The 14,358-nt window shown below is 66.9% G+C and carries 10 protein-coding genes and 1 tRNA gene; 4 read left to right on the forward strand and 7 right to left on the reverse strand.

Annotated elements, in window-relative coordinates; translation table 11 throughout:
• Positions 1–104: 104 nt before the first annotated feature.
• From lon to ACE3QP_RS03155, 7 genes are all read right to left on the reverse strand, one after another.
• Positions 105–2,513, reverse strand: coding sequence for an endopeptidase La (gene lon / locus ACE3QP_RS03125; RefSeq protein ID WP_374433478.1), 2,409 nt, complete (start codon positions 2,511–2,513; stop codon positions 105–107).
• Between the two features lie 102 nt (positions 2,514–2,615).
• A complete protein-coding gene (gene clpX / locus ACE3QP_RS03130; RefSeq protein WP_374433480.1) occupies positions 2,616–3,881 on the reverse strand; it encodes an ATP-dependent Clp protease ATP-binding subunit ClpX in 1,266 nt (421 codons plus the stop codon).
• An 85-nt stretch (positions 3,882–3,966) separates the two neighbouring features.
• The gene (gene clpP, locus ACE3QP_RS03135) at positions 3,967–4,575 is read right to left on the reverse strand and encodes an ATP-dependent Clp endopeptidase proteolytic subunit ClpP (protein WP_310739918.1); all 609 of its coding nucleotides are present in this window, start codon (positions 4,573–4,575) and stop codon (positions 3,967–3,969) included.
• A gap of 105 nt (positions 4,576–4,680) precedes the next feature.
• Positions 4,681–5,997, reverse strand: a complete 1,317-nt coding sequence (tig, locus tag ACE3QP_RS03140; protein WP_374433482.1) for a trigger factor — start codon at positions 5,995–5,997, stop codon at positions 4,681–4,683.
• Between the two features lie 22 nt (positions 5,998–6,019).
• Positions 6,020–6,106, reverse strand: a tRNA-Leu gene (locus ACE3QP_RS03145).
• Positions 6,107–6,193: 87 nt separating this feature from the next.
• Entirely contained in the window at positions 6,194–9,322 is a 3,129-nt protein-coding gene (locus ACE3QP_RS03150; protein WP_374433484.1) for an efflux RND transporter permease subunit, read from the reverse strand.
• Positions 9,323–9,341: 19 nt separating this feature from the next.
• Positions 9,342–10,427: an efflux RND transporter periplasmic adaptor subunit gene (locus ACE3QP_RS03155; RefSeq protein ID WP_374433486.1), complete on the reverse strand. Its 1,086-nt coding sequence runs from the start codon at positions 10,425–10,427 to the stop codon at positions 9,342–9,344.
• Positions 10,428–10,567: 140 nt separating this feature from the next.
• On the opposite strand from ACE3QP_RS03155, the gene hpnC reads away from it, so the two are divergent.
• The 4 genes from hpnC to ACE3QP_RS03175 are packed head-to-tail and all read left to right on the forward strand — an operon-like array spanning position 10,568 to position 14,304.
• On the forward strand, positions 10,568–11,431 hold the full coding sequence (gene hpnC, locus ACE3QP_RS03160) for a squalene synthase HpnC (protein ID WP_374433488.1): 864 nt from the start codon (positions 10,568–10,570) through the stop codon (positions 11,429–11,431).
• Positions 11,428–12,276, forward strand: coding sequence for a presqualene diphosphate synthase HpnD (hpnD, locus tag ACE3QP_RS03165; protein ID WP_374433490.1), 849 nt, complete (start codon positions 11,428–11,430; stop codon positions 12,274–12,276). The genes hpnC and hpnD overlap by 4 nt, the downstream gene beginning before the upstream one ends.
• Positions 12,273–13,538, forward strand: a complete 1,266-nt coding sequence (hpnE, locus tag ACE3QP_RS03170) for a hydroxysqualene dehydroxylase HpnE (protein WP_374433492.1) — start codon at positions 12,273–12,275, stop codon at positions 13,536–13,538. Before hpnD ends, hpnE begins: the two co-directional genes overlap by 4 nt.
• Before the next feature lie 4 nt (positions 13,539–13,542).
• Positions 13,543–14,304 (forward strand): IclR family transcriptional regulator, encoded by a 762-nt coding sequence (locus tag ACE3QP_RS03175; protein WP_374433493.1) that lies wholly within the window; start codon positions 13,543–13,545, stop codon positions 14,302–14,304.
• Positions 14,305–14,358 lie beyond the last annotated feature (54 nt).

A 14,358-nucleotide genomic window follows, 5' to 3' on the forward strand; every position in this document is an offset into this window, starting at 1 on the left:
CCGACCCTTTTCAGGGCTTCGCTTTGTGCATTGCTGCCGTCAGCGAAGTCGCGCATTCTATACGCGAAATTTGCGGCCCGACAAGCGGGCCGCCCGTCTTCGCGTCAATGCTTGATGGCCTCACCCGCCGCCGGCTTGGCTTCGGCCGGCTTGGCGGCCAGCTCCTCTTCCGTCAGGGGCACCGGTGCGCGTTCCAGCGCCAGTTCCAGCACCTTCTCGACCCAGCGCACCGGCAGGATCTCCAGGCTTTCCTTGACGTTGTCCGGAATGTCCTGCAGGTCCTTGACGTTCTCTTCCGGGATCAGCACGGTCTTGATGCCACCCCGGTGTGCGGCCAGCAGCTTTTCCTTCAAGCCGCCGATGGCCGTCACCTCGCCGCGCAGCGTGATCTCGCCGGTCATCGCCACATCGGCGCGCACCGGGATGCCGGTCAGCGTCGAGACGATGGCGGTGGTCATCGCAGCACCGGCGCTGGGGCCGTCCTTGGGCGTGGCGCCATCCGGCACGTGGATGTGGATGTCGCGTTTCTCGAACAGCTCGTCCTTGATGCCGAGTTGGGCGGCACGCGAACGCACCACCGAGCGCGCGGCTTCGACGGATTCCTTCATCACGTCGCCCAACGAACCGGTGCGGATGGTGGCGCCCTTGCCGGGCATCACCGCCGCCTCAATGGTCAGCAAGTCACCGCCCACCTCGGTCCAGGCCAGGCCGACGACCTGCCCCACCTGGTTCTTCTTCTCGGCGCGGCCGAAGTCGTACTTGCGCACGCCCAGGAACTCGTTGAGGTTGTCCTCATTGACGATCACCGGCGCCTGCATCTTCTTCAGCTGCAGACCCTTGACCACCTTGCGGTTGATCTTGCCGATCTCGCGCTCGAGCGAACGCACGCCGGCCTCACGGGTGTAGTAGCGAATCACGCCGCGTATCGCGCTTTCCTCGACCACCAGCTCCTCATCCTTGACGCCGTTGTTCTTGCGCTGCTTGGGGATCAGGTAGTTCTGGGCGATGTGAACCTTCTCGTCCTCCGTGTAGCCGGACAGGCGGATCACTTCCAGGCGGTCCAGCAGGGCCGGCGGAATGTTCAGCGAGTTGGCGGTGGCCACGAACATCACGTCACTGAGGTCGTAATCGACCTCGACGTAGTGGTCACTGAAGGTGTGGTTCTGCTCGGGGTCCAGCACCTCCAGCAGGGCCGACGAGGGGTCGCCGCGGAAGTCCTGACCCAGCTTGTCGATCTCATCGAGCAGGAACAGCGGGTTGCGCGTGCCGACCTTGGTCAGCGATTGCAGCACCTTGCCCGGCATCGCGCCGATGTAGGTGCGGCGGTGGCCTCGGATCTCGGCTTCATCACGCACGCCACCGAGGGCCATGCGGACGAACTTGCGGCCGGTGGCACGGGCAATGCTCTGGCCCAGCGAAGTCTTGCCCACGCCCGGAGGGCCCACCAGACAAAGGATCGGCGCCTTGACCTTGTCGACGCGCTGCTGCACCGCAAGGTATTCCAGGATGCGTTCCTTGACCTTGTCGAGGCCAAAGTGGTCTTCGTTCAGCACGTCCTCGGCCAGCGGCAGGTCGTGCTTGATCTTGGTCTTCTTGGACCAGGGCAGACCGATCAGGGTGTCCAGGTAATTGCGCACCACCGTGGCCTCGGCGGACATCGGCGACATCAAGCGCAGCTTCTTCAGCTCGCCCTCAGCCTTCTGGCGCGCCTCCTTGGGCATCTTGGCGGCCTGAATGCGCTTCTCCAGTTCCTCGATGTCGGCACCCTCTTCGCCGTCACCCAGTTCCTTCTGGATCGCCTTGACCTGCTCGTTCAGGTAGTACTCGCGCTGGCTCTTCTCCATCTGGCGCTTGACGCGGCCACGGATGCGCTTCTCCACCTGCAGGATGTCGACTTCGTGCTCCAGCAGCTCCAGCAGCTTCTCCAGGCGCTTGGCCACGTCGCTGAGGTCCAGCACGGCCTGCTTGGCCTCCAGCTTGAGCTGAAGGTGCGCGGCCATGGTATCGGCCAGGCGACCCGGATCATCGATACCGGCGATCGAGGTCAGGATCTCGGGCGGGATCTTGCGGTTCAGCTTGACGTACTGGTCGAAATGCTGAACCACCGCCCGGCGCAGGGCTTCGATCTCAGGGGCCTGGGCCACATCGGGCGAGACCGGCAGCACCTCGGCGGTGAAGTGCTCCGTCACCTCGTGCACAGCCACCGTGCGGGCACGCTGCAAACCTTCCACCAGCACCTTCACGGTGCCGTCAGGCAGCTTGAGCATCTGCAGGATGCTGGACACGCAACCGATCTCGAACAGGTCGTCGGCCTTGGGTTCGTCCTTGGCCGCAGCGCGCTGGGCCACCAGCATGATCTGGCGGCCCGACTCCATCGCGGCTTCCAGCGCCTTGATGGACTTCGGACGGCCGACGAACAGCGGGATCACCATGTGCGGGAACACCACCACATCGCGCAGGGGCAACAACGGCAGCGTCAGCAGCTCGGACGGCAGGGGGGTTTGACCAGACATTGGGGAATCCTTCTTGGCTTGAGATCGGCTGGACACCGGCCTCGGTCAGACCCATGTGGGGCCATAGGGCGCCGCCACAAGGGCGGCGCGGTGCCAATGCGTTCAGGCGCTGGCCTTCGCCTCGCGATAGACCAGCAGGGGCTTGCTGCCCTCGTCGATATTGCTCTCGTCCAGCACGACCTGGGCCACGCCATCGAGACTCGGCAGATCGAACATGGTGTCGATCAGCGCCGCTTCCAGGATGGAGCGCAGTCCGCGCGCACCGGTTTTGCGCTTCAGGGCCTTGCGGGCGATGGCCTGCAGGGCCGAGGGGCGCACATCCAGTTCCACGCCTTCCATGGCAAGCAGCTGCTGGTACTGCTTGATGAGCGCGTTCTTGGGCTCGACCAGGATCTTGACCAGGGCCTCCTCGCTCAGTTCACTGAGCGTGGCGACCACCGGCAGACGACCGACGAGTTCGGGAATGATGCCGAACTTCATCAGATCTTCCGGCTCGATTTCCTTGAACAGCTCACCCACGCGCTTTTCGCTCTTGCTGGTGACGCTGGCGCCAAAACCGATGCCCGACTTCTCGGAACGGTTTTGAATAACCTTCTCAAGGCCATCAAACGCGCCGCCGCAGATGAACAGGATGTTGGTGGTGTCGATCTGCAGGAAGTCTTGGTTCGGATGCTTGCGCCCACCCTGCGGCGGCACCGAGGCCATCGTGCCCTCGATCAGCTTCAGCAGCGCCTGCTGCACACCCTCGCCCGAGACATCGCGGGTGATCGAGGGGTTGTCGGCCTTGCGGCTGATCTTGTCGATCTCGTCGATGTAGACGATGCCGCGCTGCGCCCGCTCGACGTCGTAATTGCAGTTCTGCAGCAACTTCTGGATGATGTTCTCGACGTCCTCGCCGACATAGCCAGCCTCGGTCAGCGTGGTCGCATCGGCGATCACGAAGGGGACGTTGAGCAGGCGCGCGAGGGTCTGGGCCAGCAGGGTCTTGCCGGAGCCGGTCGGACCGATCAGCAGGATGTTGCTCTTGCTAAGTTCGACCTCGCTGCTGGCCTCACCCAAGTGACGCAGGCGCTTGTAGTGGTTGTAGACCGCCACGGCCAGGGTGCGCTTGGCAGCGTCCTGGTCGATCACGTACTGATCCAGCGTGGTCTTGATCTCGGCCGGGGTGGGCAGATCGGTCTTGGCGCTGCGCAGGGCCGGCGCAGGGGCCGCCACCTCGTCGCGAATGATGTCGTTGCACAGCTCGATGCACTCATCACAGATGAAGACCGAGGGTCCGGCGATGAGTTTCTTGACTTCGTGCTGGCTCTTGCCGCAGAAGGAGCAGTACAGCACCTTCTCGCTGGAGCCGCCTTTTTTGTCTGCCATGGGGTGTCTCTCGGCGGCTGGGGTGCGGTCGATGATAGACCAGCCCCCCCAGGGCCCTGTCAAGTGAAAAACCGCGCTTGGCGCTTCAGGCGCGGCGCTCGACGACCTTGTCGATCAGGCCGTAGTCGACCGCCTCGGCGGCAGACATGAAGTAGTCGCGCTCGGTGTCGTTCTGGATCTTGTCCAGTGCCTGGCCGGTGCGGTCGGCCAGGATCTTGTTCAGCTGCTCGCGGGTCTTCAGGATCTCGCGCGCATGGATCTCAATGTCGGTGGCCTGACCCTGAGCACCGCCGAGCGGCTGGTGGATCATGATCTTGGAATTCGGCAGCGCAAAGCGCTTGCCCTTCTCGCCGGCCGCCAGCAGAAAGGCGCCCATGCTGGCCGCCATGCCCAGGCACAAGGTGCTGACCTGGGGCTTGATGAACTGCATGGTGTCGAAGATCGACAAACCAGCGCTGACCGAACCGCCGGGCGAATTGATGTAAAGCGAGATGTCCTTGTCCGGGTTCTCGCTCTCCAGGAACAGCAATTGCGCCACGACCAGATTGGCCGTTGCATCGTTCACCGGCCCGACCAGGAACACGATGCGCTCGCGCAGCAGGCGGCTGTAAATGTCGTACGCACGCTCGCCACGGCCGGATTGCTCGATGACGATGGGCACCATGCCCAGATTGCTCGTTTCCAACGCGCTCATTCGAAAGGGTTTCCTACGGCTTGAATCTGGCGATTATGGGGGCTCAGAAATGACCAGGGCGCCGGCCCGGGAAGGCACGGCGCCCTGCTTGGGCCGAGGCCCGGATCAGGCCTGGGCCTGCGCCATCAGCTCATCGAACGGCAGGGCCTTGTCGGTGACTTTGGCCTTGGCCAGCACGAAGTCGGTGACGTTGTTCTCGATGACCACGGCCTCGACTTCCTGCATGCGCTCGCGGTCGCTCAGGTACCAGCGCATCACTTCGGCAGGCTTCTCGTAGCTCTGGCTCAGCTCTTCGATATGAGCTTGCAGCTGCTCGGGCTTGGCCTGCAGCTTTTCGGTGCGCACCAGCTCGCCCACCACCAGGCCCAGGCGCACGCGGCGCTCGGCTTGCGGAGCGAACATCTCGCTCTGGAGCGGCACCTTCTCGACGTCCTTCAGGCCTTGCGACTTCAGGCGCTCGCGGAACTGCTCGGCCAGGCGGCCGGCCTCTTCCTCGATCAGGGCCTTGGGCAGGTCCAACTCGGCCACCTGGATCAGGGCTTCCATGGCGGCCGCCTTGTTACGCGCCAGCACGCGGAACTTGACCTCACGCTCGAGGTTCTTGCGCACGTCGGCGCGCAGGCCCTCGACGGTGCCTTCCTTGATGCCTAGGCTCTTGGCGAAGGCCTCGTTGACCTCGGGCAGGTTCTGCGCCTCGATCTTCTTCACGGTGACGAGGAAATCGGCTTCCTTGCCGGCCACGTCCTTGCCGTGATAGTCCTCGGGGAAGGTCAGCGGGAAGGTCTTGCTCTCGCCGGCCTTCATGCCACGCACGGCCTTTTCAAAGGCCTCGAGCATCTGGCCTTCACCCAGGATGAACTGGAAACCTTCGGCCTTGCCACCGGCGAAGGGCTCGCCGTCGATCTTGCCCTCGAAGTCGATGGTGACGCGGTCGTCATCTTGAGCGGCGACATCAGCGGCGCGCTGGGCGAAGCTGCGGCGCTGCTTGCGCAGGATCTCGACGGTGCGGTCGACCGCTTCTTCGGTCACCTCGCTGCTGACGCGCTCGACCTCAACGCCGGCCAAATCGCCCAGCTTGATTTCGGGGTAGACCTCGAAGGTTGCGTCGAAAGCCAGCTCGCCCTCGCCCGCAACGTCCTTCTGCGCCAGCTTGGGCAGGCCGGCCACGCGCAGCTGCGCCTCACTTGCAGCCTTGGCGAAGGCCTCGCCCAGTTGGTCGCTGACCACCTCGTACTGCACCGAGGCACCGTAGCGCTGGGCCACGAAGCTCATCGGCACCTTGCCGGGGCGGAAGCCATCGGCCTTCACGGTGCGCGACAGCTTCTTGAGGCGCTTCTCCACCTCGCTGTTGACCATTGCCGAGGGCAGGGTCAGGGTGATGCGGCGTTCGAGCTTCTCGAGGGTTTCAACGGTGACGGCCATGGCCAAAATCTCTAAATGTGGATGGTGCGCGGGGCCGGACTCGAACCGGCACGCCGGTGAAGGCGTCAGGACCTAAACCTGGTGCGTCTACCAATTTCGCCACCCGCGCGGTGGATAGCCCGAGCCCGCCGCTTGCGCGGCCGGCTCGAAGCCTGGATTCGGCGAACCCGCGATTCTAATGCGCTAAGCGCAGGAATCAGCGGCGCTGACCCGGCACCCGTACACGGAACCAAGCCGCGTACATGGCCGGCAGGGCCAGCAGGGTCAGGGCCGTGGCGACGATCAAGCCGCCCATGATGGCCACCGCCATCGGCCCCCAGAACACGGAGCGCGACAGGGGGATCATGGCCAACACCGCAGCCGCTGCCGTCAGCACGATGGGGCGGAAGCGCCGCACCGCGGCCTCGACGATGGCCGACCAAGCGGGCACCCCGCGCTCGCGGTCCTGCTCGATCTGATCGATCAGGATCACCGAGTTGCGGATGATCATGCCCATCAGCGCGATCACCCCCAACATGGCCACGAAGCCGAAGGGCCGCCCCAGCAAGATCAGCGCGGCAGCCACCCCGGCAATGCCGAGCGGTCCCGTCAGGAACACCAGCATCGAGCGCGAGAAGCTCTGCAACTGCAGCATCAGCAGCGTGAAGGTAATGAACAGCATCAGCGGCACGCCGGCAAAGATGGAGCCCTGCCCCTTGCTGCTCTCCTCCACGGCACCCGCCACCTCGATGCGGTAGCCCACCGGCATCTTCTGCTGCAATTCCTGCAGCTTGGGCCAGATCTGGCCGCTGACGGTGGCACCTTGCAAGCCCTCCACCACATCGCCCTGCACCGTGATGGCGAACTGCCGCCCCTCGCGCCACATCACGCCAGGCTCGAAGCCGAACTCGTGGCGGGCGATCTGCGACAGCGGGATTGAACGCCCGGTGGCCGTGGGCACATAGGCACTGGCCAGGTCGGTGATGGCGCTGCGCTCGTCCAAGGGCTGGCGCAGCACGATGTCGATCAGGCGGTCATTCTCGCGGAACTGGCCCACCGTGGTGCCGGACAAGATCGTGCGCGACGCCTGCGCCAGGCTCTGGCTCGACACCCCGAGCGCCCGCGCCTTGTCCTGATCGACCTGCAGGCGCAGCACCTTGATGGATTCATTCCAGTTGTCGTTCACCCCGCGCATATTGGGGTTGGCTCGCACCAGGGCCTTGGCTTCGTCGGCCCACTGGCGCAGCACCTTGGGGTCCGGGCCAATCACGCGGAATTGCACCGGGTAAGGCACCGGCGGGCCATTGGGCAGCAGCTTGGTGCGCGCACGGGCCTCCGGGAATTCAGCCGCCAGCAACTCCGGCAGGCGCATGCGCAGCGCCTCCCGCTCCTTCAAGGACTTGGGCAGCAGGATGGCCTGCGCCACATTGCTTTGCGGAAAGATGTTGTCCAGTGGCAGGTAGAACCGCGGCACGCCGCTGCCCACCCAGATGCTGACGGACTGCAGTTCCGGCTCCTTCATCAGCCGCTTTTCAAAGCGCTGCGCCAGCGCCTCGGTGGCCTGGATCGGAGAGCCTTCCGGCAGCCACATGTCGACCAGGATTTCCGGCCGGCTGGAGTCAGGGAAGAACTGCTGCTGCACCCGCCCCATGCCGACGATACCGAGCGCGAACACGCCAATCGTCATGCCAATGGTGAGCCAGCGATGCACCACGCACCAGCGCACGACGGCGCGAAAGCGCGTGTAGAACGGCGTGTCGAAGAGCTCGTGCGCCTCGCCCGGCAAGGCGGGCCGGGTGTGCAGCAGCAGCGCGCCCAGGTAGGGCACGAAGTACACGGACACGACCCAGGAAATCACCAGCGCCGCAGCCGTGACGGCAAAGATGGCGAAGGTGTACTCGCCCACCGCCGAGCGCGCCAGCGCGATCGGCAGGAAGCCCACGGCGGTGATCAGGGTGCCGGTCAGCATCGGCATCGAAGTCACCTCGTAGGCAAAGGTGGCGGCATGCAGCTTGTCGTGGCCCTCCTCCAGTTTGCGCACCATCATTTCGACGGCAATGATGGCGTCGTCGACCAGGAGGCCGAGCGCGATGATCAGAGCGCCCAACGAGATCTTGTGCAGGCCCACGCCCCAATAGAACATGGTGACGAAGGTGATGGCCAGCACCAGCGGGATGGTGATGCCCACCACCAGGCCCGGCCAGATGTCGATGCGCAAGGGCCGGGTGTGCAGGCCCAGCGAGATGAAGCTCACCGCCAGCACCACCACCACGGCTTCGATGAGCACCTGCACGAACTCACCGACAGAGCGCTGCACGGCCTGCGGTTGGTCTTGAATCTGCTGGAGCTCCACGCCTACCGGCAGGTCGGGCGTGACCGTCTTCATGGCCTCGCGCAGGGCTTTGCCCAGGCGAATGATGTCGCCGCCCTTGGCCATCGATACGCCCAAGGCCACGACCTCACGGCCCTGATGCCGCACGGTCACGCCGCGTGGCTCGGCATAGCCGCGGGTGATGGTGGCGATGTCGGCCAGGCGCAGGCTGCTGGCCTGGCCGGTCTGCGGGTTCATGGCCCGGATCGGCAGATCGCGCAGGGTGTCGAGGTTCTCGAACTGCCCCTCGACACGCACGCCGACATTGCCTTCCGGCGTGTTCAGCAGGCCCGCGCCCTCGACGGCGTTCTGCGCATTCAGCTGGCCGATGACCTGGGTGATGTCGATGCCCAGCTGCGCCAGCTTCTTGTGCGAAATCTCGACATAGACCTTTTCGGGCTGCACGCCGAACAGCTCGACCTTGGCCACATCGGGCACGCGCAGCAGCTTGGCGCGCACGGTCTCGGCATGGCGGCGCAGCTCTTCGGCGCTGTAGCCATCGCCCGAGAGTGCGTAGATGGTGCCGTAGACGTCACCGAACTCGTCGTTGAAGAAGGGCCCGATGACGCCCTGCGGCAGCGTGCCGCGCATATCCCCGAGCTTCTTGCGCACCTGGTACCAGGTACCCGGCACGTCCTTGGACGGCACGCTGTCCTTGAGCTGGAAGATCGTCAGCGACTCATTGGGCTTGGTGAAGCTGCGGATCTTGTCGGCATAGGCCACTTCCTGCAGCGTGCGCTCGACCTTGTCGGTGACCTGTTCGGCCATCTGCTGGGCCGTGGCGCCGGGCCAGAACACCTGCACCACCATGGCGCGGAAGGTGAAGGGGGGATCCTCGTCCTGTCCGAGCTGGAAATAGGCCGCGAAGCCCACCAGCAGCAGGACGGCCATCAGATATCGCGTCAGCGCGGGGTGCTCCAGCGCCCAGCGCGACACATTGAACTTGCCGTTGCCGGCCGTGGAAGCGTTGCTCATGCTGCTGCGCCTGGGCCGCTCAGGGTTTGCCGGCCGGTGCGCCGTAGCGCCGCACCTTCTGGCCCGGGCTCAGCGCGTGCACGCCCGCCACCACCACTTCCTGGGTCGGGCTCAGCCCGCTGCTGACCACCACTTCGTTGCCGTCCGCCCCGGCCACCTGGATGGCCTGGGTGCGCACGGTCATCGTGGCCGGGTCCAGCACCCACACCTGGGTCTGGCCCTTGGCCTCGAACACCGCGGCCATCGGCAGCTTGACAACACCGGTCTGCTTGGGCGAGGTGAGCAGCACCGTCGCGGTCTGGCCCAGCTTCACCGGCGCCTCGGCTCCGATGTCGACCTTGGCAGTGAAGGTGCGGGTCACCGGATCGGCGGCTTCGGCGAGCTCGCGCAGCTTGGCGGGCAGCAGCTCCGATTGACCCCACAACCGCACGGCCAGCGCGCCGGGATGCGCCGCCAGCTGGCGCAGTGCCAAAACCTGGTGCTCGGGCACCTGGAACACCACGTCGCGCGAGCCCTTCTGAGCCAGCCGGAGCACCGGCGTGCCGGCCGCCACCACGGTGCCGGGCTCGGCATCCACCGAGGTGATGACACCGGCGGCGTCCGCCTCCAGCGCCGCATACTGGCTTTGGTTGCGCTGCGCCTTGGCCTGGGCGCGGGCCTGTTCGAACTGGGCTTGCGCCGCCTGCAAGGCCGCCTCGCGGCGTTCCAGCTCTGCGCCGCTGATGAAACCCTGGTTCTTGAGCTCGCGGAAGCGCTTGATATCGGCCACCTGCTGGTCGCGATTGGCCTTGGCCGCCGTCAGCGCCGCCTCGGCCGCATCGGCGGCCAGCCTCAGGTCGGCCGGATCCAGACGCATCAGCACCTGGCCCGCCTTGACGCTGTCGCCCAGGCCGACGCTGCGACTCAGCACCTTGCCGGGCACGCGAAACGCGAGACGCGATTCGGTACGGGCGCGCACCTCGGCCGCAAACTCCAGGGTCTGGCCGGCCTGGGCCACCTTCAGCACCTGGGTGCGCACGGCACGCTCGGGAGCCGGCTCGGCGTCCTTGCGGCCGCAGCCGCTCACCAGTACGCCCATGGCCAAGCCCAAGGCCCAAACCCCCATCCGACGCCTGCCATGGGCGCCCGCTGCAGCTGTCATCGCAACCTCTTTGGGATCGACGGCTTCGCCCCCAGGCGTGCCGATGTTCTTAGATGCGCCGCTAATGTACTGGAGCTCCTTCCAGTGGCAGAGCCGCAGACACAATGCGCGCCGTGCCCTTATCTGCCCTTCCGAGCGCGCAACGCCACAAGCAGGAGAACTTTCCGGTCGCCTCCTGGCTCTGCCCCCCAGCGCTGCGCCCCCCCATCCTGGCCATCTACCGATTCGCGCGCTACGCCGACGACCTGGCGGACGAGGGCAACGCGTCTGTGGCCGAACGGCAACAGGCAATCGCCGAGCTACGCTCCCAGCTGCGCGCCATCACGCAGGGCCAGCCCTGCGAGCCCGCGCTGCGCCCAGTGCTGCATCCGCTGGCGCAGGCCCTGCGCGACCACCAACTGCCGCTGCCGCTGCTGGAGGCCCTGCTGGACGCCTTCCACCAGGACACCTGGGTGCAGCGCTACGCCAGCCGGGTCGAGCTGCTGCACTACTGCGAGCGCTCGGCCAACCCGGTGGGTCGCCTGTTGCTGCATCTCTTCGGCATTCAGGACGCCGCGGCGCTGCGGGCCTCCGATGCCATTTGCACCGCCCTGCAATTGATCAACTTCTGGCAGGACCTGTCGCTGGATCGGCTGAAGGGGCGGGTCTATCTGCCGGCAGACCGGCTGGAGGCGGCCGGCAGCAGTGTCGCGCAGGTCCTGGATGGCCACGACAGCCCGAGCTTGCGCCTGTGCGTGGCGGGCGAACTGGACTGGGCCTGCGCGCTGATGCGCGAAGGCGCCAGCCTGCCCTTCCGCGTGCCTGGTCGCATGGGCTGGGAGCTGCGCCTGGTCGTTCAGGGTGGCCTGCGAGTGGCGGAGAAAATTCACGCCATGAACCACGCCACCCTGCTGCACCGGCCGCGCCTGCGCGCCTGGGATGCCCCACTCCTGCTCTGGCGCGCCGCGCGCATGGACCCGCGCGCATGACGCCCCAGCAATACGTGCAAGACAAGGCGGCTGCCAGTGGCTCCAGCTTCTATTACGCCTTCAAGTTCCTGACCCCGCCGCGGCGCGCCGCCATCACCGCCTTCTACGCCTTCTGCCGCGAGGTGGACGATGTGGTGGACGAAGTGCAGGACCCGGGCGTTGCCGCCACCAAGCTGGCTTGGTGGCGCCAGGAGGTTCAGCGCCTGTTTGCCGGCCAGCCCAGCCACCCGGCGATGCAGGCGCTCAGTCCCCATCTAGCCCCTTACGGCATCGAGGCCCGGCACCTGCTCGCGGTCATCGAAGGCTGCGAGATGGATTTGCAGCAGACCCGCTACCTGGACTTCGTCGGACTGGAGCGCTACTGCCATCTGGTGGCCGGCGTGGTGGGCGAGGTGGCCAGTGCGATCTTCGGGCGCACCCAGGAGCAGACCGTGGCCTACGCCCACAAGCTGGGCCTGGCCCTGCAGCTCACCAACATCCTGCGTGATGTGGGCGACGACGCCCGTCGCGGCCGCATCTACCTGCCGGTGAACGAACTGCAGCAGTTCGACGTCAAGGCCCACGAGATCCTGAAACGCGAAGCGCCCTGGGGCTACAGCGAGCGCTTCACGGCCCTGATGAAGTTCCAGGCCGAGCGCGCGCACCGCCTGTACGACGAGGCGCTGGCCCTGCTGCCCGAGGCCGACCGCCAGGCCCAGAAGCCAGGGCTGATGATGGCCAACATCTACCGCGCCTTGCTGTGCGAACTGGAGGCCGAGCACTTCCAGGTGCTGCACCAGCGCATCGCCCTCACACCCTTGCGCAAGCTGTGGATCGCCATGCGCACCAACTGGCGCGGCCGTTGAGCCCGGACCTCACGATCGTCGGGGGGGGCTGGGCCGGCATCGCGGCCGCGGTGCAGGCCGTGCAGGCCGGCGCCCGCGTGCGCCTGCTGGAGATGGCGCCCCAGCTGGGGGGCCGGGCGCGCAGCCTGAGCGCGGGCGACGACGCACTCGACAGCGGGCATCACATCCTCATCGGCGCTTATCGCCACACCCTGGATCTGATGCGCCTGGTGGGCGCCGACCCGCAGACCCTGCTGTGGCGCGGCCCGCTGACCCTGGTGGACGCACAAGGCCGCGGCCTGCGCTGGCCGGCGGGGCGACCGGCGGCGCTGGCGCTGGTGCAGGCCGTGGCGGGCCACCCTGGCTGGCAGCTGCGCGAGCGCCTGGCCCTGGCCCGCTGGGGCGTAGGCCTGTTGCTGCGCGGACTGCGCTGCCCGCGCGAATGGAGCGTGGCCCGGCTCTGCCACGGCTTGCCCGCCGCGGTGCGCGAGGACTTGTTCGAACCCTTGTGCATCGCGGCGCTGAACACGCCGATCGAACAGGCCAGTGCCAGCGTGTTCCTGCGCGTGCTGCGCGATGCCCTGCTGGGCGGCCCCGGCGCGGCCGACCTGCTCTTGCCGCGCCGTCCGCTGGATCAGTTGTTACCCGAGCCCGCGGCCCGCTGGCTGCGCGCGCAGCGTGCCCAGATCGAGCTGGGGCGCCGCGTGCAAGCCCTGCAGGCGGGCGAAGCGGGGGGGTGGCTGCTGGACGGTGAGCCCTGCACGCGGGTGCTGCTGGCCTGCAGCGCCACCGAGGCCGCTCGCCTGTGTGCGCCCGTCGCGCCCGCCTGGTCCGCCAGCACTGCCGCATTGCAGAGCGAAGCCATCTTGACCGTCTATCTGGAGGCCGACGCCGTGCAGTTGCCCGCTCCCATGGTGGCCTTGCGCGGCGCACCTGCACAGTTCCTGTTCGACCTGCAGGCCATCGGCGGCACCCCTGGACGCTTCGCGGCCGTGGGCAGCGCGTTGGCGGGCCGCCTGCCGGAAGGACGCGCGGCGTTGACCGATGCCGTGCGCGCGCAGGTTGCCGCCCAGGTGCCCGGGCTGGGCCAGGCGCGCCTGCTGCGCAGCCATGCCGACCGTCGTGCCACCTTCGCCTGCACCGCCAATTTGCAGCGCCCGCCATCCCGGATCGAGCCCGGCCTGTGGGCTTGCGGCGACTACATCGAGGGCCCCTACCCTGCCACTCTGGAGGGCGCCGTGCGCTCTGGGCAACAGGCCGCGCGATCGGCGCTTGCACAATGACGCCATGAGTGAAGCCCCCACGCCCACGATCCAAGTGCTGGAACGCGCCTTTGCGCTGCTGGATGTGCTGGCCCGCCATGCCGATCCGATCCCGCTGAAGGCCCTGGCCGAGGCCACCGGACTGCACCCCTCGACCGCCCATCGCATCCTCAACGACCTGACTCTGGGCCGCTATGTCGACCGGCCCGAACCCGGCAGCTACCGCCTGGGCATGCGCCTGCTGGAATTGGGCAATCTGGTTAAGGCGCGGCTGGATGTGCGCGATGCCGCACTGGACTCGATGCGCGAGCTGCACAAACTCACGCACCAGCCGGTGAACTTGTCGGTGCGTCAGGGCGACGAGATCGTCTACATCGAACGCACTTACAGCGAGCGCAGCGGCATGCAGGTGGTGCGTGCGGTAGGCGGCCGCGCGCCGCTGCACCTGACCTCGGTGGGCAAGCTCTTCCTCGCCCATGACGAGCCGGCCCGCGTGCGCGCCTACGCCACCCGCACCGGTCTGGCCGGCCATACGCGCAACAGCATCACCGACCTGCCCCGCCTGGAGCGCGAGCTGGCCACGGTGCGCTCGCGCGGGGTCTCTCGCGACGAGGAGGAGCTGGAGCTGGGCGTACGGTGCATGGCCGCCGGCATCTTTGACGACCAGGGCAAGCTGGTGGCGGGGCTGTCGATCTCCGCGCCCTCGGACCGGCTGGAAGAAGGCTGGGAGCCCAAGCTGCGGGACACGGCGGCGGCGATTTCGGCTGCGCTGGGGTATCGGGCTTAGCAACAGAAGGCTGACTGGCTGCCAGCGCCCCAGCCAAGGCCAGAGGCCTTGGCG

Origin of the sequence: Inhella sp. (assembly GCF_041912635.1) — a bacterium.
In the GTDB taxonomy this organism is placed as follows: Bacteria; Pseudomonadota; Gammaproteobacteria; order Burkholderiales; family Burkholderiaceae_C; genus Inhella.